The organism is Nocardia otitidiscaviarum (genome assembly GCF_007362295.1).
Lineage (GTDB): Bacteria > Actinomycetota > Actinomycetes > Mycobacteriales > Mycobacteriaceae > Nocardia > Nocardia otitidiscaviarum.
Map to the genome: position 1 here is coordinate 5,794,110 of NZ_CP041695.1, position 25,321 is coordinate 5,819,430.

A 25,321-nucleotide genomic window follows, 5' to 3' on the forward strand; every position below is an offset into this window, starting at 1 on the left:
AGCAAGGCGCGCCTGCGCCGACTCGCCGTGATGGCGATGTCGGGGCTAGTGGCGGTGAGTGCGGCGGGGACGGCGGTCGCCGAACCCGGATATCCGACCTTCCCGCCCGACCAGAATCAGCTGCCGCAGCTGCCGTCCGAACCGGAGCTGTACGACCTGCTGCCGATTCCGGTGCCGGAGGAGGATCCCTGGTACGACGATCCGGCGGATATCGCCTCCTACCAGCCCGGACAGATCGTGCGCTCGCGCGAGGTGCAGACCCGGATCCTGGGAATTCCGTTCCCGGTCTACACCAAGCAGCTGCTGTACCGGTCCAACGACGTGCACGACAATCCGATCGTCACCGCCACCACCGTGATCGTCCCCGGCATTCCGTGGGTGGGCAGCCCGCGCCCGGTGGTGTCCTTCCAGGAGGCGATCGACTCCACCGACTCCTCCTGCAATCCGTCCTACACGCTGCGGACCGGGACCATGAAGGAGGCCGCGCTCGCCCAGTACTGGCTGGCGCAGGGCTTCGCCATCAACGTGCCCGACTTCGACGGCAAGTTCAACACCTTCAATACCTATGCCGAGGGCAAGATGGTGCTGGACAGCCTGCGTGCCATGAAGAACGATCCGGGCCTGGGCCTGACCGATTCCGGCATCGCGCTCTACGGCTACTCCGGCGGCGGTTCCGGTTCCATCCGCGCGGCGGAACTGCGCGCCACCTACGCACCGGATGTGCGGATTCTCGGCACCACCATCGGCGGCACCCCGGCCGATCTGGTGGGCATCGCGCGCTACGCCACCCAGCCGCAGCCGGGGTTGACCGGCACCAGCAACTTCACCATGTGGCTCGGCATGGCCAGCCTGGCCCGCGAATACCCCGACGTGTTCGACCCGAAGGAACTGCTCACCGAGGAGGGGCAGCGGCTGCTCGCGGACTTCCAGGACCGCTGCTACGCCACCATCGCACTGACCGGCTCGTACCGTCCGATCAGCGCCTACTACCAGCCGGGCAAGTCGCTGGAGAATTCGCCCGCGGTGCTGGAGGTGCTGCGGGACAACAGCCTCGGCAAATACATCCCCGATACGCCGGTGCTGTGGTGGCACGGCCTGTGGGACGAGCTGATCCCACCGTCGGTGGTGATCCCCACCGTGAACTCGTACTGGGAACGCGGTGCGGACCTGCGCTTCTACACCGTGCCCGTCCCCGAGCACATCACCAACGCCGTGACCGGATGGATTCCCGCGGTCGCCTGGACCAGCGCACTGCTGCGCGGCCTGCCGCCGGGCCCGAAGTTCAAGGCCGATTTCCAGCCACTGCCGCCCGGCTTCCCCGGAGGCTAGCGCACACCGCCCGGCGGCCCTCGGCCGCCGGGCGGTCACATAGGGTGAGCGCGAACGGCGAAAGGTGGAGTCCGATGACGCACTTCTCCCCCGCCGGAACCGAATACGCCGAGGACGGCCAGCGGGCGGAGGTCGTCGAGCGGCTGCGGTCCCGAGCGGTCGAACTGGCCGGCGCGTTCAGCGCGGAGGTGCCGCCGTACGACGCACTGCCGCAGTCGATGATGGACGCCGACTTCGTGCCCAGCGCGCAGCTGAATCTCGAACTGTTCTTCCGGTATCTCACCACGGATGCCGAACCGTCGGAACAGGACACCCGGCCGCTCATCGAGCGGGCGGTGCGGCTGGTCCACGACGGTATGTCGGTCGACGAGGTGCTGGCGAACTACCGGATCGGCATCGCGTTCTTCTGGTCGCAACTCGTACCGCTGCTGCGTGCCGACGAGCAACGCTTCATCTCCGAGATCGGCCAGCGCGCCACCGACTACGCCGGCCTCATGATGTCCCGCATCGCCGCGGCGCTGGTCGCCGACGCCCGCCAGCCCCGCTGGGATGTCTGGGAGCCCTGGGAGCGACAGAGCGAGATCGCCGCGGACCTGCTGGCCGGGCGCGATCCCGGCCGCCGGGCCAGCGACCGCGAACCGCCCGTCGCCGACGCCTTCCTGGTCGCGGCCGTACGCCTGGGAGAGCCGACCCCCGGCACCCTGACCGCGCTGCGCGCCCGCATCGGCGGTCTGTCCGGTGCACTCCTGCATCGCGACAGCGGCGGTTGGGCCGCACTCGTCCCGCTGCGTCCCGGCGATGAGGCAGATCCGGTGCGCGCACTGCGCTCCCGCCTGGCACTGCGCGCCGAACCGCATCCGCAGCTGTGGATCGGGGTCGCCGTGGCCACCGCGCACCCACTGATTCCGAGCGCCTTCGCCGAGGCGCGCACCGTGGCGGAGGCGGCGCGCTGCCTGGAGCGCGCCGATATCGTGTGCCGCCGCCAGGACATGCTGTTCGAATACGCCATCGCCACCGCGGATTCCGCACTGCCGAACCTGGCGGCCATCCTCGACCCGCTCGATGATCAGCCGTCGCTGGGTCGCACTCTGACGGCGTTCATCGACAACCACTTCAATCACAACGCCGTGGCGCGGGCCCTGTTCATCCACCGCAATACGGTGACCTACCGGCTGTCCCGGATCGGCGAACTCACCGGATACGACCCGCAGGATCCGGCGGGAATCGCCACCCTGATGGCGGCGAGTGTGGCACAGCGGTTGCGCGCCAGATCCTTTCGGGCCTGAGGGGCGTCCGGTCCGGACAACTCATCCAGCTCTCCCATCAGCGGTTTCATAGTCCGGACCGAAGCGGACCACAACATCGCCCCGGGCTCGCTCCCTACGTTCTTCTCAGAGCCACAACGGCTCCGGCACTCGCGGATCGCCACGGGTGCAACAGGTTCGGGGAGGAACCATGAATATCGAGTCCGTACTCATCGCCGCCGTCGTCGCGACCGGAGTCACCGTCGCCGGGCCGTTCGCGGCCACCGCCGGAGCCGGGGGGCTGGCGCCGCACGAGAAGACCACCGCCGTACCCGATGGCATGAGCGTCACCGTCGGACACACCGACAGCTGGTTCCATCCGGTGGCGCCGCTGAACGGCATGCCGACCAACCGCGAGGTGTACCTCACGAACACCTCCTACGGGCGGGTCGAGGGCGGCACCGGAACCATCCACACCGGGTGGCTCGTCGGCTGCGCGGTCGACCTGGACGTGACCTTCGACATCGACGCGAGCGCAGGCGTGGACGCCGACCTCGGCATCGGAGTCAGCGCCAACGCCCTCACCGGGGTGACCCCGCACGCCAGCGCGGGCATCACCCCGCGCATCGGCGGTGGCATGGGACTGCATCTGTCCATCACGCCGGGCGAGATCGTCACGGTGGAGCGCGGTTCCAAGGAATTGCCGCCGGGCAGCACCGGCTACGTCGTCGACCGCGACTACCGCCTGACCGTACAGAACTGCGGCGGCCCACTGACCGTGCAGTCGTACACCATCGTCGAGGCCACCTCGCCGGAGGCCGATGCGGCCGACTGGGTCACCGGCGACCCGATCGTGCTCTGACCGGCTACGCCGGGGGCGGCGGCGCGGTATCCGCGCCGCCGCTCCTCACCGATTCCGCTGAACGACAGTTACATTGACTCCATGCTCGTGGGGGATCGATCGAACGGCGGCGGAACCGGCACCGATCCGGAAATCCGGTCACCACGAGCACTGTTCGCACATCGATTCGCCGAATTGTACGAGGCGGCAGGCAATCCGACGCTGCGTCGGGTCGCCGCCGCCAGCGAGGCCCGCATGCGCGCCGCCCAGGGCCGTCGCGGGGGCGGCGTGTCCGCCCAGCGCATCAGCGATTGGAAGGCGGGCCGCAATGTTCCGGCCCGCTTCGAATCCCTGCTCCCGGTGGTGCTCACCCTCATCGACCAGGTCCGCGCATCCGCTGCGCCACTGCCCCGCCCGCTGGCCGATCCCAAGGAATGGCAGCGACTGTGGCACGCGGCCACCACCTGGAACCCGGACGACGAGACCGAAACCGCCTGCCCTTACCCGGGTTTGACCTCCTACAGCCGCGAGAACCGCAGACTGTTCTTCGGCCGCGCCCGCGCCACCGCCGAACTCGCCGATCTGGTGCGCACCCACCGGGACGTGATCGTGGTGGTGGGCGCCTCCGGAGCCGGGAAGTCTTCCCTGCTGGCGGCCGGTCTCGTTCCCGCACTGGACGATTGGGAGATCACCGCCCTCACCCCGGGGCCGCACCCGCTCACCGCGCTGCGCGAAGCGCTCGACACGCTCACGCCCACCGGATCGGCCGCCGCATCAAATCACACGGTGTCCGAACCAGTTCCGGAACCTCCCACGCCGAGCGAGGCGGCACCGCGGCGCCTGCTGGTCGTGGACCAGTTCGAAGAGGTGTTCACCACCTGCGCCAGCGAATCCGAACGCCAGGAGTTTCTCGACGCCCTCGCCGACCGGGCCGGGCACGGCACAACGGTGGTGGCGCTGCGCGCCGACTTCTACGCGCACTGCCTCAGCTATCCCGTCCTGCAGGAGGCACTGGAGCAGCGCGGCTACCTGCTCGGGCCGATGCGGCTCGACGAACTCGCCCAGGCCGTCACCGGGCCCGCCCGCGCGGCCGGGCTGGAACTGGAGCCCGGCCTGGAAGAACTGGTCATCACCGAACTGTGCGGCGTCGGCGAGCACGACCACCGGCGCGGCTACGACCCGGGCGCACTGCCCCTGCTCTCCCACGTCATGGCCGCCACCTGGCAGCACCGCGAGGGCCGCAAACTCACCGTCACCGGGTACCGCAAGGCGGGCGGTGTAGTCGGCTCGGTCGCCGCCACCGCCGAAGACGCCTGGCGGGAGCTGTCCGAACCGCAGCGGCACGCCGCCAAGGACATCCTGCTGGGTCTGGTCACGGTAGGCCAGGACGCGCACGACACCCGCCGTCCCGCCCGGCGCCCGGAACTGCTGGCCCGGGCGGTCGACCGCGAAGACGCCACGGCCGCACTGGAACTCCTGTCCCGGACCCGCCTGCTCACCCTCGACGCCGACGCGGTCACCCTCACCCACGAGATCGTCCTCACCGCCTGGCCCCGCCTGCACGCCTGGATCGACGAGGACCGCGTCGGCTACCTGATCCGCCAGCGCCTGGAGTCCGATGCCGCGGAATGGGCGGCCCAGCATCGGGATTCCTCGCTGCTCTACCGGGGCACCCGCCTCCGGCACGCACTCGACAATGCCGACCCACCGCCCGTCGGCGACCTCGCCCGCGAATTCCTCACCGCGTCCGAGGTCTCCCGCGCACACTCCCGCCTGCGGTCCACTCGCACCAAGGCCGCGCTGGCCGTGCTGGGCGTCGTGCTGCTGGTGGTCGGGTTCGCGGCGTACACCCAGATGCGCCTGGCCGATCAGCAGCGCGATGAGAAGAACTTCGCCGCCGTGCTGGCCGAGGCCGACCGACAGTTCTCTCTGGACCCGTCATTGGCCGCCCAATTATCACTGGTGGCACGACAATTGCGCCCGAATGACGCCGGGGTGGGCACCCGCCTGCTGCGGACTCAGGACCTGCCGTTGGTGACCGTCAGCCCGGCTGCCGACAGCCTCCTGGTGAAGCAGGTGCGGTACCGCCCCGGCGACTCGGCGCTGGCCTCGCTCGACGCGGCCGGGGTGCTGCGTTTCTGGGACGCCACCGAACAGCAGCGCCCCCGGCCGACGGCGCGCACGATCGAGCAGGTCTCCGGTTTCACGTTCAGCCCCGACGGCGCGCTCATGCTCACCACGGCCAAGACCGCACCGGCGCGTCTGTGGGATGTCGACGGACCCGTAGCACCTCGTGAAGTCGGCGTTCTCCCCGAAACAACGGGTCGGATACTCGCCGCCGAGTTCGTCGGCGACGGCCGCACCGTGGCCATCCTCACCCCCTACGACCTCGAACTCTGGGATGTGGCGGATGCCGCGCTCGCCGTTCGGAAGTCGGTCCTGCCGTTGGGCACCGGGCGCTACGGCTCCACTCAGCAGTTGCTGCGCTACGGCCCCGGCAGCCGCATCCTGGCGACGGTGAATCTGGAAGAAGGCGACCAGCTCGTCCGGCTCTGGGATACGACCGGCTCGGGCCGTGCGGTGCCGGTCGGTGAGTTCCACGGCGCGACACTGACCGTCACCGACCTCGCCTTCGATCCGACAGGCACCGTCGTCGCGGTCGGCGGCTACGACGCGGTACCCGATACCGGTGGGCACACAGCCACCGTCCGGCTGTGGGATATCGGCGATCCAGCGCACCCGCGTGCCCTCGGCCCATCCCTCGATATCGAGGACGACACCGTCAACGCGCTGGCCTTCAGTCCCGACGGCCGCACGCTGGCGATCGCCGGTATGGAAGGCACCGTGCTGTGGAATGTCACCGCCGCGGCATCGCCGATCCGCTATCCGCACCGGCTCGTCTCGAACACCACCAGCTGCCGGTATCGCGAGGTGTCGACGCCCTGTGTCGACGGCCCCGCCGACATCGTCTTCGCCCCCGACGGCCGCACCCTGGCGACCGGCGTGGGCGGGCGCATCCAGACCTGGTCGTTGCCACCGGCCCGGCTCGACGGGCATGCGGGCGTGGTCGCTCCGCCGCTGTTCGACGCCTCGGGTGATCGGATGGTGAGCGTCTCGGCCGACGGACGGATCCAGGTCTGGGACATGCGGGACGGACAGCCGCCCGCGTTCCGCGGCGACAGCAGGCTCGACGGCCGCGACTTCGACGCCGCGCTCACTCCGGACGGCCGCACCCTGTTGGTCACCTCGTTCTTCCCCCCGGCGGGCTACGCCATCGACATCTCCGATCCCGCGCGCATCGGACCGCCGGTCCCCTGGCGGATGCCGGATCCGCTCTACGACCTGGCGCTCAGCCGCGATGGGAAGATCATGGCGTCGGGTGAGGGGGAACGGATCCGGTTGTGGGATCTGGCCGACCGCTTCCACCCCGTCCCCTTCGATCGAGCCATAGCGAGCGGCAACAATGCGAGTTCGATGGACTTCAGCCCGGATGGCGCGACGCTGCTGCTCCAGCATCCGCCGGTCTCGGTCGACGGCGACTTCACCATCGGCCGCTGGGATGTCAGCGATCCCGCCCGACCGCGATACCTGGACGATATGGTCCGGCAGCGCGCCGGACTGTCCAACTTCGCCAGCTATTCCCCCGACTTCCGACTCATGGCGACCACCGACTCCGAATCCGTGCAACTGTGGGATATCAGTGACCTCGCGAAACCGGTCCGGATCGGCGAGCCCTTCGTCGCCCATCCGCTCTCGACCCGCACCATCGACTTCTCGGCCGACGGGCGCACCATGATCACCAGTGATTTCCGAGGTGCGATCCAGCTGTGGGAGCTGAGCGATCCCGCGCACCCCCGACGCCTGGGCGAACCGCTCGTCGAATCGGGCCAGCCCTGGCTCAGCTCCCTGCACCCGAGCGGCCGTTTCGCCGTCGCGACCGATGAGGACGGCGCACTTCGCGTCTGGGACTTGGATATCGAGCATGCCGTGGATCGCGTCTGCGCGGTCACCGGTGAGCTGTGGACCCCGGAACTCTGGCAGCGGTACCTGCCGCAGCTGCCCTACGACCCGCCCTGTGCCTGATCCGGGAGTTCAGGCCCTTTTTCAGGGTGAACCCCGATGCGGCCGAGCGGCGGGCGGCGCGACGATGGGACCATGAACTCAGCGAGCGACTGGTCCAGTGGCGCCGGACGGGGCAGCTTCAGCGATCAGCTTCATCATCTCTGGCATACCCGGCCGGTGCGAATGCCGCGGCAGGGGCCGATCGCGGGCGTGGCCGCCGGATTCGGACGGCGGTACAACGTCGATCCGGTACTGGTGCGGGTCGCCTTCGTGATCTCGGCCTTCTTCGGCGGCGCGGGCATCGTGCTGTACCTCGCGAGCTGGGTGCTCATGCGGCAGGAGGGGGACGAGGCGTCGGCCGCCGAATCGCTGTTCGGGAAGGGTCGCAGTTCGCAGTCGCACACCAAGACCATCGTGTTGATGGTGGCGCTGGGTATCGCGATCATGACCGCCGGACCGGTCGGCACCGGGCTCGGCGGCTCCGGACTGATCAGCTTCGCGCTCATGCTGGGCGGCTGGTGGCTGCTCTACCAGCGGCAACCGGAACCGCCGGTGGGGAGCCTGGATTCGGGATTCGCCGCCATGGGGTACCCGACGACCACCGGATACCCGGGGACCGCCTTCCCCGGCTCGCCACAGTGGACCGGATATCCGGGCACCGCCTCACCGTACGGGCCGTACACCACACTGCCCGACCACTACGAGCCCGACCCGGCGCGGCAGGCCGCCGGACTGCGCACGGAACCGCCGGTGCACGAAAACGATTCGAACGCCGACCGCACCGACGTGCTGCCCAGGCCGACCGGGAACACCGGACAGCCCGAGACGGACTGGACGCCCTCGGCAGCCGACGGTGACCCGACCCCGACCGTCGAGCTGTCCAAGGGCGACCCCACGCCCACCGCGACACTACCCACCGCGGATTCGACTGTGCCCGAGGGCGATCCGACACCGGCCGAGGCACGCACCGAGGTGCTGCGCGTCGACGGAGACGTGGTGGAATCGGTCATCCTGCGGAAGGAGGGCGCGGCCGTCACCGACGAGCCCGCGAACCCGGATGATCCGACACCGCGCGCGGACCGGGACGACACACCCGGCCCGCGTCCGGCCGACGACCCGGACCTGCACCGGATTCCATCCGCCTCGGAGCCGGAGCGCCGCGCCTACGGCCCCGCCCCCATCTCCCCGGACTTCGGCCCCACCCCGCCGGGTTGGGATCCGCTGGGCGTGGCCCCGCTCGCCTGGGATCTCCCGGAGCCCAGCGCCTCCCACGTGGTACCGGTGCAGGCCCCGCCCAAGCGCCCGCGTTCCCGACTGACCCCCACCGTCATCGGTCTGGCCATACTGGCCGCGGCCGCCGCGGGTGCGGCCGCCGCGGCCGGGGTGGACTGGATGACGCCGGGCCGGATCGGAGCTGCCGCCCTGGCGGTGGTGGCACTGGGTCTCATCGTCGGCGCGTTCGCCCGGCGCGGGTACGGACTCATGGTGGTGCTCGCACCGCTGGCCGGATTCGTCCTCCTGGCCTCGCTCATCGGCCCGATCGAATTCGACCGCGGCGGGATGGGCGACCGGGTCTGGGTGGTGCAGGACGCGGGCCAACTGGCCCCGGAGTATTCGTGGTCGTTCGGCTCCGCCACCCTGGACCTGAGCAATCTGCGACTCACCGAGGATCACGCGACCAGGATCGAGGGGGCGATGGGTGAGGTCCGCATCATCGTGCCGAACGATCTGCGGGTGCGTTTCGACTGCTCGGTGGATATGGGAGAGAACAACTGCCCCACCGGCCTCGTGGGCCCCGCCGAGGGGCCGATTCTCGATCTGGCCGTCGATATGAGCATGGGATCCGTGGAGGTGCAGCGTGGCTGACAACAAGACCCGTCGTCCGTCGTTCTCACTCCTCATCGCCGGAGTCCTCGGCCTGCTGGTGAGCGTCTGGGCCTTCATCGGCCCGCACTCCTGGCCCGAGGGGCTGTCCTTCGGCTGGATCGTGGTGATCACCGCCATCGTGGTCGGCGTGCTGCTGGTGATCTCGCCACGCAAACGCAAGGAGTAGTCGACCACCGAGTACGGCCCCTGACCCGAATGGTTCAGGGGCCGTTCGCATTCCAGGCGACGACGGATGCGACACTGGGGCGGTCGACGCGGTACGGCCGGTCAACCGGCACTCGGGAAGATCGAGGACAGAACATGGTGAGCGGCGAGACCACGACCGAGTACGAGGCCCCCACCCGGACCCCCGACGACTCCGACTGTCCGTACCTCGGGCTCGCCCCCTACCGGCGTCGGGACCGCGACCTGTTCTTCGGACGCACCCATGCCACAGCGGAATTCGCCGATCTGGTGCGCGAGGCGGCCGGTGACGCGAGCGGCATGGTGATCCTCATCGGGGCCTCCGGGGCGGGGAAGTCGTCACTGCTGGCGGCCGGGCTGGTCCCGGCGGTGAGCGACTGGGACGTCACCACCATCACCCCCGGCACCGACCCGCTCACCACCCTGGCAGCGGCCTACGGCATCGACGGCGGCGACCTCACCGCCGACGACATCGTCACCGCCCTCACCGCACAGCGGCTCGACCGGCAGCGTCTGCTCATCGTCGACCAGTTCGAGGAGTTCTTCACCGGCTGCGGAAGCGAAAGCGCCCGTGCGGAATTCCTGGCGGCCCTGCACCGCTGCGCCACCGAGCACACCGCCGCCGTGGTGTTGGCCCTGCGCGCCGACTACTACGCCCCCTGCCTCGCCTATTCGAGCCTGCAGGGCGCACTGGAGAAGCGCAGCTACATCCTGGGCCCGATGCGCCCCGACGAACTGGCCCAGGCCGTCACCGGTCCCGCGCGCCTGGCCGGACTCGAACTCGAAGCCGGTCTCGACGAGCTGATCATCGCCGACCTGTGCGGCGTCGGCGACCACCACGACCGACACAGCTACGACCCGGGCCTGCTCCCGCTGTTCTCGCAGGCGCTGGCCGCGACCTGGCGGCACCGCACGGGACATCGCCTCACCGTCGCCGGATACCGCAGTACGGGCGGGATTTCGAACCCGGTGGCCGCGAAGGACGCGGCGCGCATCGACCCGCTCACCCGCACGCTGCCCGAAACCCAGCCCGCGCAACGGCATCCGAACGGAGCGGGCGAGCACCGCTACACCACCGCGGGCGCGGTGCTGCTCCTGCTGTTCATCGTCCTGATCACGGTCGGTGTCGCCGCGTACACGTAGCGGGCCCGGCGATCCGGTCCGGATCGAGAGCCCACGCCTACCGCACGCGACGCGCGGCGCTCACTCCCACTCGATGGTCCCCGGCGGCTTCGACGTCACGTCCAGCACCACCCGGTTGACCTCCGCCACCTCATTGGTGATCCGGGTCGAAATGCGTTCCAGCACTTCATAGGGCAACCGAGTCCAGTCGGCGGTCATGGCGTCCTCCGAGGACACCGGCCGCAGCACGATCGGATGGCCGTAGGTGCGGCCGTCACCCTGCACGCCGACACTGCGCACATCGGCCAGCAGCACCACCGGGCACTGCCAGATCTGGCCGTCCAGACCGGCGGCGGTCAACTCCTCGCGGGCGATGGCGTCGGCCTGGCGCAACAGCTCCAGACGGTCCGCGGTCACCTCGCCGACGATGCGGATGGCCAGGCCGGGGCCCGGGAAGGGCTGGCGCGCGACGATGTCCTCGGGCAGGCCCAGTTCGCGGCCGACGGCGCGGACCTCATCCTTGAACAGTAGCCGCAACGGCTCCACCAGCGAGAATTCCAGGTCGTCGGGCAGTCCGCCGACATTGTGGTGGCTCTTGATATTCGCGGTTCCGGCGCCCCCGCCGGACTCCACCACATCCGGGTAGAGCGTGCCCTGCACCAGGTATTCGACCTTGGTCTCCCCCTGCTCGCCCACCACCTCGGCGACGGCGTCCTCGAAGGAGCGGATGAACTCCCGGCCGATGATCTTGCGCTTCTCCTCCGGATCGGTGACGCCCTTCAGCTCGCCGAGGAACTTCTCCACCGCGTCGACGGTCACCAGCTTGGCGCCGGTCGCGGCGACGAAATCGCGCTGCACCTGCTCGCGCTCACCCGCACGCAGCAGCCCGTGGTCGACGAACACACAGGTCAGCCGGTCGCCGATGGCACGCTGCACCAGGGCGGCGGCGACGGCCGAATCCACGCCGCCGGACAGGCCGCAGATGGCGTGGCCGTCGCCGATCCGCTCACGCACATCCGCGATGAGCGCCTCGGCGATATTGGCGGGCGTCCACGCCGCCGGGATCCCGGCGATCTCGTGCAGGAAGCGGCTCAACACCTGCTGACCGTGCGGCGAATGCAGCACCTCGGGGTGGTACTGCACACCGGCCAGCTTGCGGGCGCGGTCCTCGAACGCGGCGACCGGCGCGCCCGGCGTGGTGCCGGTGACCTCGAAGCCCTCGGGGGCGTCGGTGACGGCGTCGCCGTGGCTCATCCACACCGGATGGTGGATCGGCAGGCCGCCGTGCAGCACACCACCGTCGATATTGATCTCGGTGCGGCCGTATTCACGGGTACCGGTGTGCGCGACCGTGCCGCCCAGCGCCTGCGCCATGGCCTGGAAGCCGTAGCAGATACCGAAGACCGGCACATCCAGGTCGAACAGCCGCGGATCCAGTTGCGGCGCGCCCTCGGCGTACACGCTCGACGGACCGCCGGACAGAATCACGGCGGCGGGCCGCTTCTCGGCGATCTCCTCGACGGTCGCGGTGTGCGGAACCACCTCGGAGTAGACACTGCACTCGCGCACCCGGCGCGCGATCAACTGCGCGTACTGCGCGCCGAAGTCGACGACAAGGACTGGTCGCTGGGTTTCTGCCACCGGATCAGTCTAGTGAGCGATGCAGGACACACGTCCGTCGGGCGCACCGGTCCGGACCAAGATCGACGCATTCATCCCGAGACACACAAATCGGGTGGCGCGGCACGCCGTACGCGCACCCGGCACGGGGCAAAACTGTCGATCTCTGTCACCGGCCGTGACTATCCTCTTCCTCGTGCCATTCGCCCATGCGATCGATGCCGAAATCCATTACGAGGACAGCGGGGGCGATGGACCGGTAGTGCTACTGGGGCACGAATTCCTCATGGACCGAACGATGTTCGCGTCGCAGCAGGCGGCGCTCACACCGGAGTACCGGATCGTCACCTGGGACGCGCGCGGACACGGACGCACGCGCGACAAGGGCCTGCCCTTCACCTACTGGACCAGCGCCCGCGACGTGCTGACCGTACTGGACCAACTCGGTGTGCGGCGATCCGTCATCGGCGGTACCTCACAGGGCGGATTCACCGCACTGCGCACCGCGCTGCTGGCCCCCGACCGCGTGGCTGCACTCATTCTCATCAGCACCGAGGCACACGAACCCTCCACGCTGGAACTCACCAATGCCCGTCGCTTCCTGGACAAATGGTATGAGAACGGCCCCCGCCGCGCCCTCGCCGAACACCTCGCGGAATGGCTCATCGGCGACGACGCCTGGTATCGCGCCGTCTGGGTGAAACGCTGGCTCGCCCGCGACCACCACGCCACCGAGGTCGCCGCCGGTTGCCTGCTCGGACGTGACTCGGTACTCGACCGACTATCCGAAATCACCTGTCCCGCATTGGTTATCCACCCCACCAACAGCGGGATCTCCCGCGCCAACGCCCGCGAACTCGCCGCCCGCCTGCCCGCCGCCCGCTACCTGGAAATCGAAGGTGCCCGCCAAACCGTCAATATGACCCACCCCGGCGAGGTGAACACCGCCATCCTGAACTTCCTCCGCGCACTGCCGCTAGCCCGCCTCTCCGGGACTTCAGCGCGCGGCTGAGAGCCGTTACGGCGCGTGCACGCGTGCCTGCGGTCGAGTGCCAATCCGATTCTGGGCGTACCCGATGAGTTACCCCAATCGATGCGAGATCAGTTGTTGCGTTCCCGGACGAGAACGGTGATGAGCACTGGTCGACAGGTGCTGGTAGAGAGTTCCGGTGAGGGCGCGGCCGAACCGACCGCGTAGGCGGGCATCCCGGCAGGAGCAAGGGCAGTGATCACGAGCCGCTCAGGCCGCGCGGGCGGGCGTTCCGGTCAGGGCGAGGACATAGCCACCCGGCAGACCAGCGGGTTGCGGCGAGGATTCCGCCGGGGCGCAACGGGTGTTGCGCTCCCGGCGGGTGCTGTGTGCGGGCGGCTCGGTCAGGCTCGGACGTTCAGGCCGACCTTCTGGAATTCCTTCAGGTCGCAGTAGCCGGTCTTGGCCATGGAGCGGCGGAGGCCGCCGACCAGGTTGAGGGAGCCGAAGGGGTCGTTGGAGGGGCCCTCCAGGACCTGGGCGAGGGGGACGCGTTCCTCGTCGATGGCGTAGGGCAGCAGGGCGCCGCGCGGTACCGACGGGTGGGCGGCGGCCGAGGGCCAGAACCAGCCCTTGCCGGGCGACTCCGCGGCCAGGGTGAGCGGCACACCGAGCATGACCGCGTCCGCCCCACAGGCGATGGCCTTCGCCACGTGCCCCGAGGTGAGAATGTCGCCGTCGGCGATGACATGCACGTAGCGGCCGCCGGTCTCGTCCAGGTAATCGCGGCGCGCGGCGGCGGCATCGGCGATGGCCGTGGCCATGGGCACGCCGATACCGAGCACCTCACCGGTCGACGTCGCGCCCTGCATGGAGCCGTAACCGACGATGACACCCGCCGCGCCGGTGCGCATCAGATGCAGCGCGGTGCGGTGATCGCTCACACCGCCCGCCACCACCGGCACATCCAACTCGGCGATGAACGTCTTGAGATTCAGCGGCTCACCGTCGCCCACATGCTCGGCCGAGATGATGGTGCCGTGCACCACCAGCAGGTCGATACCGGCCTGCACCAGCGCGGGGGTCAGCGTGCGCGCATTCTGCGGGCTCACCCGCACCGCGGTCGTCACACCCGCGGCCCGCACCTGCGCCACCGCGGCCGCCAGCAGATCCGGCTGCATCGGGGCCGCGTGCAATTCCTGCAGCAACGCGACCGCGGCCTCCGTCCCCTCCTTCTCGGCCACCTCGGTGAGCTGCTGGACCTTGGCCTCCACATCGGCGTGCCGCGCCCACAGACCCTCGCCGTTGATAACGCCGAGACCACCGTGACGGCCGAGCTCGATGGCGAACTCCGGCGAGACCAGCGCATCGGTCGGATGCGTCAGGAACGGGATCTCGAAACGGTAGGCATCGAGCTGCCACGCCAGCGACACCTGCTTCGACGAGCGGGTCCGCCGCGAGGGAACGATGTCGACATCGTCCAGTTCGTAAGTGCGCCGGGCAGTCCGGCCCATGCCGATCTCGACCATATCGCGCATCGGTTCCTCCTGTGTCTAATTGCCTCCGCTTCGCTCCGGCGGATTCGCGGCGCTGGAAGTCTCGGTTCTTCCCTCCCTCCGCTCCCCCGCTTCGCTCCTCCGCTCCGGTCAGTCCAGAACCGAGACGCGCCGCGAATCGGGCGAGTTCGGCTGAGCGCCGGGGGTGGAGCACTGTGGGGTGGAGCTTCGGGGGGTGGTGCACTGCAGGTTCAGGCACTTCGAGCACTGCGGGGTGGAGCATCGCACATCGGTACGCCAGTGGTTCGCGCACCGCCAGTTGGAGCACGGGGGTTGCGGCACCGATGGCTTGAAGCATTGCGGGTGGGTGTAATTCCAGCGGGTCCGCGTCAGGCGCGGGTGGTGTAGTTGGGGGCTTCGACGGTCATGGTGATGTCGTGCGGGTGCGATTCCTTGAGGCCCGCGGCGGTGATCTGCACGAACTGGGCGGCCTGCAGGTCCGGGATGGACTGCGAGCCGGTGTAGCCCATGGCGGCGCGCAGGCCGCCCACCAGCTGGTGGATCACGGTGTCGAGCGGGCCGCGGAACGGCACCCGGCCCTCGATGCCCTCGGGCACCAGCTTCTTCTCCGACAGCACATCGTCCTGGAAGTAGCGGTCCTTGGAGTAGGACTTGGCCTCGCCGCGGCCCTGCATGGCGCCCAGCGAACCCATGCCGCGGTAGCTCTTGAACTGCTTGCCGCCCACCAGGATCAGATCACCCGGCGACTCGGCCGTACCCGCCAGCAGCGAACCCAGCATCACAGTCGACGCACCGGCCGCGATGGCCTTGGCGATATCACCGGAGTACTGCACGCCGCCGTCGGCGATGACCGGCACTCCGTGCGGCTTGCACGCGGCGGTCGCCTCCAGAATGGCGGTGATCTGCGGCGCGCCGACACCGGCGACCACGCGGGTGGTGCAGATGGAGCCGGGGCCCACACCCACCTTCACCGCGTCCACACCGGCTTCGACCAGGGCCTTGGCACCGGCGCGGGTGGCGATATTGCCGCCGATGATCTGCACCCGGTCGCCGACCTCGGCCTTGACCTTCTGCACCATCTGCAGCACGCCCGACTGGTGGCCGTGCGCGGTGTCCACGACCAGCACGTCCACGCCCACGTCGGCCAGCGTCATGGCGCGCGACCAGGCGTCCTCGCCCACGCCCACCGCCGCGCCGACGAGCAGTCGCCCGTCGCGGTCCTTGGTGGCGTTCGGATACTGCTCGGTCTTGACGAAGTCCTTGACGGTGATGAGTCCGCGCAGCTTGCCGTTGCCGTCCACGATCGGCAGCTTCTCCACCTTGTGGCGGCGCAGCAGGCCCAGCGCGGCCTCCGCGGTCACGCCCTCCTGGGCGGTGATCAGCGGGGCCTTGGTCATCACCTCGGCGACCTCGCGGTTCTGGTCGACCTCGAACCGCATATCCCGATTGGTGATAATGCCCACCAGGATTCCGGCGTCGTCGACCACCGGCAAACCGGAGATGCGGAACCGCGCGCACATGGCGTCCACCTCGGCGAGGGTGTCGGAGGGCCGACAGGTGACCGGATCGGTCACCATGCCCGCCTCGGACCGCTTCACGGTCTCGGCCTGGGCGGCCTGCGCCTCGACGGAGAGATTGCGGTGCAGCACGCCCATACCGCCCGCCCGCGCCATCGCGATGGCCATGCGCGCCTCGGTGACGGTGTCCATGGCCGAACTCACCAGCGGCGTGCGCAGCGAGATCTCCCGGGTCAACCGGCTGGAGGTATCGACGGAACTCGGAATGAGGTCGGACGCGGCAGGCAGCAGCAGCACATCGTCGAACGTCAGCCCGAGCATGGCGATCTTGTTCGGATCGTCGCCGCCTGTCACGGGACTGCTCATCGGATCGACCCCTCCTGGACCTCGGCAATGCCCACCGGAGCAGGACCCGGCGGACGAATGGATTGATTTCGATACCGAAGATCGCTACCCGGCATCTGCCCGTCCATGGTATCGGTCGCGCAAAGTTGTGCTCGATGTGCCCTCCGCCTCGCCGCGGGCGGCGGAGACGGGTACGTCGGTAGCGCCGGATTTGCGCTATGGAACCAGTTATGTCAGGGCAAATGGGTGTCAGCGCTGGCGCGGAAGGGCTATCTCTGCGTACCGTGGACCTGTGCGTGACCATCTACCACCTGGCCTGCCGCCGGATCCATTCGCCGGAGATCCCTCCGACCCGTCGGCCGCGCTCGATGCCATCGAGCCGGGGGAACCGCTGGATCCTCACGAGCGCCTAGCGGTCGAGGAGGATCTCGCCGACCTCGCAGTGTACGAGGCGCTGCTGGCGCACCGCGGTATCCGCGGACTCGTGGTCAGCTGCGAGGACTGTCGGCAGGATCATTACCACGATTGGGATATGTTGCGCGCCAACCTGCTCCAGCTACTGGTGGACGGTACGGTGCGCCCGCACGAACCCGCGTACGACCCGACCCCGGAGGCCTACGTCACGTGGGACTACTGCCGCGGTTACGCCGATGCCTCGATGAACGAGGCGCTGCACGGCGACGGGTTCGACGGGTTCGACGTCTGACTCGAGGGTCGCCCCGGGTGACCCTCCCGATCGACGCGGGCACTCCGGCCGTGCACCGGAACGACTGATACAGGTGTGGGCCCGCGCCTCCCACTCGGGAATGGCGCGGGCCCACATCGTTTCGCAGGAGCGGCGAGGCGCGGATACGAAAAGCCGACCGCCGGTCGGCGATCGGATGGTGCGTGATCGAACCGCCGGACGGGCGGCCCGGCGTTGTGAGCCCCTGTGGATCCCCACCGCGAACGGCTCGGATTCCCCTATCGGCTCGGATCCCCTATCGGATTGTCAGTGGCCGGATCAGCAGCGGCCGGATTGTCCAGCGGCCAGCGCAGTGTCGGCGGCCAGCGCTCAGCGGATGCCGCCCGGAGCGGTGGGCAGCTGAGTCGGCGGGACGAGCCCGCCGCCCGTCGGCACCACCTCCGTACCCGGCACCGACGGCAGCCCCGAGATCCCGCCACCGGTGGGCGGCAGTGTCGGCTGCTGCGGCAGACCGGTGGGCACCACCACCGTGGTGGTGGGCTGTGCGGTCGGGACCGTCGTCGGCGGCACCGTCGGCTCCGTCGCCGGGTCCGACGGCTCCGTGCTCGGCACCGTCGGATCGGTGGTCGGTCCGTCCGGAGTCGTCGCGGAATCGCTCGGCTCCGTCGTACCGCCGGTATTCGGCTGGGTGGACAGGATCCGGGGATCCACCGACGGTTCGGTGGTCACGGAGGCATCCGGCGCGACCGGGGCCGTGGTGGCATTGCCACCGGGCTTGGTCGTCGGCTGCGATCCGCTGGGTTCGGCCGCCTTGGTGGTGCTGGGTAGCAGCGAGGCCGCGATTTCCGGGGCCCGCTCCTGCAGCTGCGCCACCAGCCGCTCCCACTGCTGCCGCAGATCGTCCTTCTTGCCGCTGTCGTCGACCTGGCTGACATTGCCCTCGGCGCGCTCGAGCAGTACCTTGGCCGCCTCGGGCTTGCCCTCGTCGATCAACTGCTGCGCCTGCGCCATATCGTTGCCGGCCCGGTTCACCACGGTGGTCTGGGCCTGTTCGGAGAACACGACCTCCTTGAAAGGCCACAGTGCGTCGCCCGGCTCGGCGCCGTAGGAGAACGCCGTCAGACCGCCCATGATCAGGGCCACGGCGGCCGCCGCACCGGCGATGGGACGAACCAGCCGTAGTCGCCTGCTACCCGAGGCCGCGATCCGCGCCTGTTTGGCGCCGACCTCCTGGTTCACCGCGGCGACGATGGCATCCAGGTCCGGTCCGGCCGGCATCGGCTCGTTGACGATCTCGGCCCGCCAGTTGGCCAGCAGCGCCGCGAGCTGATACTCGTCCGCGCTGCTGGTCTGGACCGCGCCGTCACCGGCAATGGCCTCGATCAGCTCGTCATCACGGCGTACCGCCGCGATGTCCACCGGCCCGGTGTCACCGGACGCCTCGGCGTAGGGACCGCTGTTGTGCGATCCAGATCGCGCCTTCCAGTCGCCCCGACCGCGCTCGCCATCCCTAGCCATACATTTCACCTGCCCTCGCCACTTGTGACTTGAGTTTCGCGAGTGCCCGATGCTGGGCGACTCGTATAGCGCCCGCCGTACTGCCCACGGCGGTCGCGGTTTCTTCAGCTGACAAACCCATGACCAAGCGCAGGATCAGAATCTCTCGATGCTTCTCCGGAAGCGTCGCCAGCAGCTTGTTCATCTGGCGACTGGTTTCGGAATCGAGAGCTCGCTGCTCCGGCCCCTGGTCGGTGGATATGACATCCGGTACTTCGGCCATGGCGTCCGCCTTGTTACGGGCGGCGTTTCGATGGGCGTCGGCGACTTTGTGGGAGGCGATGCCGTACACGAACGCCATGAACGGTCTGCCCTGATCCTGATACCTGGGCAGGGCGGTCATGACGGCCAGACATACCTCCTGAGCCACGTCGTCCGCGGAAAGCTGACCGCGTTCGGCGGCTCCGATTCGCGCACGGCAGTACTTGACCACCAGTGGGCGGATGCTCTCCAGTACCTGGGAAAGGGCAGACCGGTCGCCCTGCGCTGCGGCAGCGACGACGGCGGGGTCCAACTCCTCACCCGTGTTCTTCATCGTCAGAGCTGTTCCTGGCGTTACGAAGTGGCACGTCAGCCTTGGGCACGTGCTTCCGCGAGGGGGCGGAACGGTCCAACAATAGCGGGCGGCGCGAGATCGGGGTCACTCGCGGGCGAGGTTCAGATGTCAGGCGGCCGTTCGCAATCGCCCGCCCCGGGCGGCCAGCAACGCCGCGCACACCGCCGCCTCATCCGCCCCGCCACCGGCCGAATCCAGGCCCGACAGCAGCATGGCGCAGGCCCATCGCAGCGGCAGCAACCCGAAAATCCGACTTTGCCCAGCGACATTTTCGGCCAACTCCCGAGCGCGATCGACATCACCTCCCGCGGCCGTCGCGGCGGCCACGAGCAGACCCGATTTCACCCGGTGCCGCACCGACGGCGACCGCTCCGCCAATGCCAGGGCCGCCGCCGCGTGCGCCAGGGCGGGGTCAGGGTGCGCCAGGGCAGGGTCGGCATGCGCCAGGGCAGGGTCAGGGTGCGCCAGGGCAGGGTCGGCATGCGCCAGGGCAGGGTCAGCGTGCGCCAGGGCAGGGTCGGCATGCGCCGACGAGGGATCGGTGTGCGCTGGGTCGAGATGTTCGCCGCGCGCAGCAGCGTGCGGCACGGAGGAGCCGGCCCGGGGGGTGGATCGCCCCGGGCCGAGATGCGTAGGTTCGGCGGCGGTGGACTCGCCCCCCGAACCACCGTGTCCCACGTCCATACGGGATGGCGTCACCGGCGGTCGAGCAGCGGCGTCCGACCGGGTAGCGGCAATCGGTTCGGGAGGTGCGATGAGGCCCGCGCCGGGGGCGTACAGGGCGGTTTCGGCGCTGACCCAGTGCAGGCGGATCCGGGGCCGCCAGGCGGGTTCATAGTCGGCGGGCAGGGCGTCGAGGTGGCGTCGGCTACGCCGCAGCAGCCGAGCGGCGAGCTTCGGGCGGCCGGTGCCGAGGGCATCCGCGGCCAAACCGGTCAACGCATCGCAAACCGCCTCGTGACGCGCCGCGTCCGGCAGCGTGCGGTCATCGCCCGCAGGGCGGCCTGGGCCGCGGTCGGCCGGGTCCGCATCGGGCAGGACCAGGTTGGCGGCGCGACCGTCCAACGTGGCGGCCAAGGCGTGCCAGCCGAGCTGGCGCAGGAACGAGGCCTCGGTACTGAGGGTGTGGGAGCGCAGGATCGGGTCCCGGGTGAGCCGCCGGGTGCGGGCCAGTTCGGCGCGGGCCGCCGCGTAGTGCCCGACGCCGGAGAGCGCCACCGCGCGCAACCAGGATTCGGTCGCGTTCGCGGGAACCGGCAACCCGGCGGCAGCGCGTTCCGGAGTACCGCCGAAAGCGGATTCGGCGAGTACGGAGTTCACTTCGAGCACAGGCACGGCCGCACTCTATCGGTGCAGCCGAGCGGGTCCGCCGCTGCCCGACATAGCACATTCCTACAGCTAACTCTCAGCATTCGAAGTGCCCGCCCTGTTTCCGTTGGGTAAATCTGTGCTCGCAATCCCCCAGCACGTTCGTATGGAATTCGTATGCGTATCACATTATTAACCTGGCAGCCTCGAAGCGGCCATCTCGCCCGCACCCATAAAGCGGCCCGCAATGGCTGAGATCACCCATAGCCACATGTGCACATGACACCGCAACGTTGCTCACCGTAACGAAAAATACGCCGTGAACTGCTGTTTTATTGCCTTCGGCGTCATGTCGACACCCCATCCGACACCTGGGCAACCGATCAGTATCGCCGCAGACCGGCCCGTTGTAAATAGCAAGCACGTTAATTCTCGAATGTGCTGGTATTCCCAATAGAGCGAGTGAGGCTATTGACGCCATTTCATTGTTCGTCCTAACGTACGACATCGCCGCCATCGGCGCCGCGCGAAGAATTGTGATGCGGCCCTATGCCACACCAGCACCCGCTCGACAATGCCGACGAGCTCGCACCTGAGGAGTTCACATGCCTATGCCGACCCACCTCCCTGGTCCGAACGCGGACGTCTGGGACTGGCAGATGCGGGGATCCTGCCGCGGGCAGGATTCGTCGGTGTTCTTCCATCCCGACGGCGAGCGCGGCCGCGCCCGCGCCCAGCGCGAGATGCGGGCCAAGGAGATCTGCCGCGCCTGCCCGGTCCTCATGCAGTGCCGCTCGCACGCGCTGAAGGTCAGCGAGCCCTACGGCATCTGGGGCGGAATGTCGGAAACGGAACGAGAGATGCACGCGCGCCGCAATCGGCGACGTGTTGTCGCGTGAGGCGAACGCAGCGCCCTGTGACGGCTGTGCACACCGTGTGACTTCGGATTCTTTCCCATCCGCGCGCCGCGGTGCCTCGAATTCCTAGCAAACAACCGGCCACTGCCGAGCGCGGACGGGTTGGGCTCAACGCTCACGGCGTGTCATCGAAAGTCGAAGTGCGAGTTGGGCGAATTGTCCGAAAAACGCTGGGCGACAGCCATTTTGCCTCCACCCCCACCGAGAGGAGGTCATAGCGGCACGCTACGGTAGTGGCCGATGACACAGAACGGAGCGTTGTGACAACGCGGCCGCCGGCCGCAGAGGGCGACTCCTTCCAGAGCGCCATCCCACCCCGCGTGGACTCTGCGGTGACGGCTCGCGCAGCCGAAAGCCTCGAACTCGCCGCACTTCTCGAACGCTGCGGGCAGTCGGATCAGCAGGCGTTCGCCGAGCTGTACGACCGCACCAGCGCGCGGGTATTCGGGCTCGTCCTACGGGTGCTGCACGATCCCGGCTACGCCGAGGAGACCACACAGGAGGTCTACCTCCAGATCTGGCGCACGGCGGCGAATTTCGATCCGGCGAAGGGTTCGGCCGTTACCTGGCTCATGACCCTCGCCCATCGTCGCGCGGTCGATCGCGTCCGCGCCGAGCAGGCCCATGCCCAGCGCGAGGTCGCCTACGGAACCAGCACCCTCGGTAACGAATTCGATGAGGTCACCGAAGAAGTAGGCCGACGGCTGGAACAGCAGGCGGTTCTGCAGGGGCTGGCCACACTGACGGAGACCCAGCGGGAGGCGATCTCCCTCGCTTACTTCGGCGGACGGACGTATGCCGAGGTAGCGGCCTATCTGGGCGTAGGGTTACCTACCGTTAAGTCCCGTATTCGGGACGGACTGACGAGACTCAAGAAAAGTTTGGGAGTGACGTGAGATGAACGAAAGCCAGATCGATCTCGCGCACACTGTCGCGCTCGGATCGATCGGCGACGAAGATCAGCGCGCAGTGCAGCGGCTATTGGATGCCGGCGACCCGGCGCTGCGCGCGGACTTCACCCTCGAAGTGCAGCAGACACGCGAGGCCCTGGCGCTGTTCGCAGCCGCCTCGGCCACCGCACCACCCGCCGCTCTCCGTGACCGCGTCCTGAACGCGATCGCCGCCGACCAGGCCCCCGCGACCGTCATCTCCCTCGCCCGCACGGCCGCCCGCAACGGCAACGGCCACAACCACGCCGTCAACGACTGATCCGGCTGTCCACCGAACAGGTCATCCGCCCGGTCCGCTCCGGCTCACCGATGGGTCCAGACCACCGGGAGTGGTCATCCGACAGGCACAGGCCCCTCGACGCGCGGTCGAGCCCTGAATTTCCCGGTGTAGTGACGACGAGGCCCCCGAGACATTTCCGTCTCGGGGGCCTCGGTCTGTCGGCACATGCTCAGCGCACGCGGGTCACGCTCAGTGCGCGTGGCCGTGGTGGCCGTTCGCGGGCTCTTCCTCGGCCGGCTTGTCGACCACGGCGCTCTCGGTGGTGAGCACCATGCGCGCCACGGAGGTGGCGTTCTCGACGGCGGAACGGGTCACCTTGACCGGGTCCACGACGCCCTCGGTCACCAGATCGCCGTAGGTCAGGGTGGCGGCGTTGAAGCCCTCCTTGCCCTCGGAGACCTTGGCGACCACGACCGCGCCGTCCACGCCCGCGTTGCTGGCGATCCAGTACAGCGGGGACAGCAGCGCCTGGCGCACGACCTCGACGCCGACCGCCTCGTCACCGGAGAGCGAGTCCTTCAGCTCGACCAGCTTGGTGGACGCCTGCACCAGCGCCGAACCGCCGCCGGAGACGATGCCCTCGGCGACCGCGGCCTTGGCGGAGGAGACCGCGTCCTCGACGCGGTACTTGCGCTCCTTGAGCTCGGTCTCGGTGGCCGCGCCGACCCGGATCACCGCGACGCCGCCGGCCAGCTTGGCCAGCCGCTCCTCGAGCTTCTCGCGGTCCCAGTCGGAGTCGGTGTGCTCGATCTCCTTGCGCAGCTGGGCGACGCGCGCGTCCACGGCGTCCTGGGTGCCCGCACCCTCGACGATGGTGGTGTCGTCCTTGGTGACGACCACGCGGCGGGCCTTGCCCAGCACCTCGAGCCCGGCCTCACGCAGGTTGATGCCCAGCTCGGGGTTGACCACGGTGCCGCCGGTGACGATGGCCAGGTCGTCCAGGAACGCCTTGCGGCGGTCACCGAAGAACGGTGCCTTGACCGCGACGGCCTTGAGGGTCTTGCGGATCGCGTTGACCACCAGGGTGGACAGCGCCTCGCCCTCGACGTCCTCGGCGATGATGACGACCGGCTTGCCGGATTCGGCGATCTTCTCCAGCAGTGGGAGCAGATCCGGCAGCGAGCTGATCTTCTCGCGGTTCAGCAGGATCCAGGCGTCCTCGAAGACGGCCTGCTGGGTCTCCGGATCGGTGGCGAAGTACGGCGACAGGTAGCCCTTGTCGAACTGCACGCCCTCGGTGATGACGACCTCGGTCTGCAGCGAGGACGACTCCTCGATGGTGACCACGCCGTCCTTGCCGACGGTGGTGAGCGCCTTGCCGACCAGCTCGCCGATCTCCTCGTCCCGCGAGGACACGGTGGCGACCTGCGCGATGGACTTCTCGTCGGTCACGGGGGTGGCGGCGGCCAGCAGCGCCTCGGAGACGACCGCGGCGGCCTTCTCCATGCCCTTGCCGAGCACCATCGGGTTGGCGCCCGCGGCGATGTTCTTCAGGCCGCCCTTGATGAGGGCCTGGGCCAGCACGGTGGCGGTGGTGGTGCCGTCACCGGCGACATCGTTGGTCTTGGTGGCGACGCTCTTGACCAGCTGCGCGCCCAGGTTCTCGAACGGGTCCTCGAGGTCGATGTCGCGGGCGATGGTCACGCCGTCGTTGGTGACGGTCGGGCCGCCGAACGCCTTGGCCAGCACCACGTGCCGTCCGCGCGGGCCCAGGGTGACCTTGACGGCGTCGGCCAGCTTGTCGACGCCGCGCTCCATAGCCCGACGAGCCTTCTCGTCGAACTCGATCTGCTTTGCCATGTGTTCCTACTCCTGTGGGTCCGGGGCGAACGCACTCCGCCCCGGGTCGGTGGCTGTGTGACCAGCCGCGACACCGGGGCGGCAACGCTCGGGGATCAGGGGGCGAGCCCCTGCGGGGCCCCGGAGAGTTGGGCGTTACTTGGTGACGACGGCCAGCAGATCGCGCGCCGACAGGATCAGGTACTCCTCGCCGTTGTACTTGATCTCGGTGCCGCCGTACTTGCTGTAGATGACGACGTCGCCTTCCTTGACGTCCAGCGGAATCCGCTTCTCACCCTCGTCGTCCCACCGACCCGGGCCGACGGCGATGACGGTGCCCTCCTGGGGCTTCTCCTTCGCCGTGTCGGGGATGACCAGGCCGGAGGCGGTCGTCGTCTCGGCCTCGTTGGCCTGGACGAGGATCTTGTCCTCGAGCGGCTTGATGTTCACGCTCGCCACGTTGAGCCCTCCACTTTCAGGGGATTCTTCTTCGCCCGGGGCGGTTCCCCGGACTCACGGTTTCGGTCACGTTGTTGACCGCCGAGCACGGCGCCGTCGTCGCGGGTGCCGGAGCCCCTGCTCAGTAGTCAAAGCCGACACTCGAAGCACAAGCGCGAGTGCCAACTAGCACTCTATACACGCGAGTGCCAGC

Annotated in this window: 20 protein-coding genes; 12 read left to right on the forward strand and 8 right to left on the reverse strand. The window is 69.0% G+C overall.

Translation table 11 applies throughout. The annotated features are described in order from the left end of the window. Positions 1-30: 30 nt before the first annotated feature. From FOH10_RS26110 to FOH10_RS26140, 7 genes are all read left to right on the forward strand, one after another. Positions 31-1,329, forward strand: a complete 1,299-nt coding sequence (locus FOH10_RS26110) for a lipase family protein (RefSeq protein WP_039810261.1) — start codon at positions 31-33, stop codon at positions 1,327-1,329. Positions 1,330-1,403: 74 nt separating this feature from the next. Next, the gene (locus FOH10_RS26115) at positions 1,404-2,615 is read left to right on the forward strand and encodes a PucR family transcriptional regulator (protein WP_186000592.1); all 1,212 of its coding nucleotides are present in this window, start codon (positions 1,404-1,406) and stop codon (positions 2,613-2,615) included. A 169-nt stretch (positions 2,616-2,784) separates the two neighbouring features. Then, positions 2,785-3,435: an MspA family porin gene (locus FOH10_RS26120; protein WP_143982707.1), complete on the forward strand. Its 651-nt coding sequence runs from the start codon at positions 2,785-2,787 to the stop codon at positions 3,433-3,435. A 174-nt stretch (positions 3,436-3,609) separates the two neighbouring features. Next, positions 3,610-7,497, forward strand: coding sequence for a WD40 repeat domain-containing protein (locus FOH10_RS26125; RefSeq protein WP_143982708.1), 3,888 nt, complete (start codon positions 3,610-3,612; stop codon positions 7,495-7,497). Positions 7,498-7,569: 72 nt separating this feature from the next. Then, complete coding sequence (locus tag FOH10_RS26130; protein ID WP_143982709.1) at positions 7,570-9,342, forward strand: PspC domain-containing protein; 1,773 nt, start codon at positions 7,570-7,572, stop codon at positions 9,340-9,342. Then, positions 9,335-9,529 (forward strand): hypothetical protein, encoded by a 195-nt coding sequence (locus FOH10_RS26135; RefSeq protein WP_029923786.1) that lies wholly within the window; start codon positions 9,335-9,337, stop codon positions 9,527-9,529. The genes FOH10_RS26130 and FOH10_RS26135 overlap by 8 nt, the downstream gene beginning before the upstream one ends. Positions 9,530-9,663: 134 nt before the next feature. Further along, the gene (locus FOH10_RS26140; protein WP_143982710.1) at positions 9,664-10,689 is read left to right on the forward strand and encodes an ATP-binding protein; all 1,026 of its coding nucleotides are present in this window, start codon (positions 9,664-9,666) and stop codon (positions 10,687-10,689) included. A gap of 60 nt (positions 10,690-10,749) precedes the next feature. On the opposite strand, the gene guaA is transcribed toward FOH10_RS26140, so the two are convergent. Then, positions 10,750-12,309, reverse strand: a complete 1,560-nt coding sequence (guaA, locus tag FOH10_RS26145; protein ID WP_039810098.1) for a glutamine-hydrolyzing GMP synthase — start codon at positions 12,307-12,309, stop codon at positions 10,750-10,752. A gap of 175 nt (positions 12,310-12,484) precedes the next feature. Here guaA and FOH10_RS26150 point away from each other — a divergent pair, with 175 nt between their 5' ends. Continuing rightward, positions 12,485-13,300, forward strand: coding sequence for an alpha/beta fold hydrolase (locus FOH10_RS26150; RefSeq protein ID WP_143982711.1), 816 nt, complete (start codon positions 12,485-12,487; stop codon positions 13,298-13,300). A 362-nt stretch (positions 13,301-13,662) separates the two neighbouring features. Here the strand turns inward: FOH10_RS26150 and FOH10_RS26155 are convergent, their stop codons facing one another. After that, complete coding sequence (locus FOH10_RS26155; protein WP_029923782.1) at positions 13,663-14,796, reverse strand: GuaB3 family IMP dehydrogenase-related protein; 1,134 nt, start codon at positions 14,794-14,796, stop codon at positions 13,663-13,665. A gap of 347 nt (positions 14,797-15,143) precedes the next feature. Continuing rightward, positions 15,144-16,658 carry an IMP dehydrogenase gene (gene guaB / locus FOH10_RS26160; protein WP_029923781.1) on the reverse strand — a complete coding sequence of 505 codons (1,515 nt, stop codon included), beginning with the start codon at positions 16,656-16,658 and terminating at the stop codon, positions 15,144-15,146. 271 nt (positions 16,659-16,929) lie between these two features. On the opposite strand from guaB, the gene FOH10_RS26165 reads away from it, so the two are divergent. Next, positions 16,930-17,343, forward strand: a complete 414-nt coding sequence (locus FOH10_RS26165) for a DUF5319 domain-containing protein (protein WP_029923780.1) — start codon at positions 16,930-16,932, stop codon at positions 17,341-17,343. 348 nt (positions 17,344-17,691) lie between these two features. Here FOH10_RS26165 and FOH10_RS26170 read toward each other — a convergent pair whose 3' ends face one another. From FOH10_RS26170 to FOH10_RS26180, 3 genes are all read right to left on the reverse strand, one after another. Continuing rightward, complete coding sequence (locus FOH10_RS26170) at positions 17,692-18,840, reverse strand: anti-sigma-D factor RsdA (RefSeq protein WP_143982712.1); 1,149 nt, start codon at positions 18,838-18,840, stop codon at positions 17,692-17,694. Next, positions 18,833-19,414, reverse strand: a complete 582-nt coding sequence (locus FOH10_RS26175; protein WP_143982713.1) for a sigma-70 family RNA polymerase sigma factor — start codon at positions 19,412-19,414, stop codon at positions 18,833-18,835. The genes FOH10_RS26170 and FOH10_RS26175 overlap by 8 nt, the downstream gene beginning before the upstream one ends. A 129-nt stretch (positions 19,415-19,543) precedes the next feature. After that, the gene (locus FOH10_RS26180; RefSeq protein WP_143982714.1) at positions 19,544-20,770 is read right to left on the reverse strand and encodes a hypothetical protein; all 1,227 of its coding nucleotides are present in this window, start codon (positions 20,768-20,770) and stop codon (positions 19,544-19,546) included. A gap of 578 nt (positions 20,771-21,348) precedes the next feature. On the opposite strand from FOH10_RS26180, the gene FOH10_RS26185 reads away from it, so the two are divergent. The 3 genes from FOH10_RS26185 (at position 21,349) to FOH10_RS26195 (ending at position 22,869) form a co-directional block, all read left to right on the forward strand. Next, positions 21,349-21,642: a WhiB family transcriptional regulator gene (locus tag FOH10_RS26185; RefSeq protein WP_029923776.1), complete on the forward strand. Its 294-nt coding sequence runs from the start codon at positions 21,349-21,351 to the stop codon at positions 21,640-21,642. Between the two features lie 338 nt (positions 21,643-21,980). Continuing rightward, positions 21,981-22,556, forward strand: coding sequence for a sigma-70 family RNA polymerase sigma factor (locus tag FOH10_RS26190; protein WP_029923775.1), 576 nt, complete (start codon positions 21,981-21,983; stop codon positions 22,554-22,556). A gap of 1 nt (position 22,557) precedes the next feature. Beyond that, positions 22,558-22,869 carry an RskA family anti-sigma factor gene (locus FOH10_RS26195; protein ID WP_228813285.1) on the forward strand — a complete coding sequence of 104 codons (312 nt, stop codon included), beginning with the start codon at positions 22,558-22,560 and terminating at the stop codon, positions 22,867-22,869. A 210-nt stretch (positions 22,870-23,079) separates the two neighbouring features. Here FOH10_RS26195 and groL read toward each other — a convergent pair whose 3' ends face one another. Then, a complete protein-coding gene (gene groL, locus FOH10_RS26200; RefSeq protein WP_143982715.1) occupies positions 23,080-24,690 on the reverse strand; it encodes a chaperonin GroEL in 1,611 nt (536 codons plus the stop codon). Positions 24,691-24,825: 135 nt separating this feature from the next. Further along, entirely contained in the window at positions 24,826-25,128 is a 303-nt protein-coding gene (gene groES / locus FOH10_RS26205) for a co-chaperone GroES (protein WP_029923772.1), read from the reverse strand. Positions 25,129-25,321 lie beyond the last annotated feature (193 nt).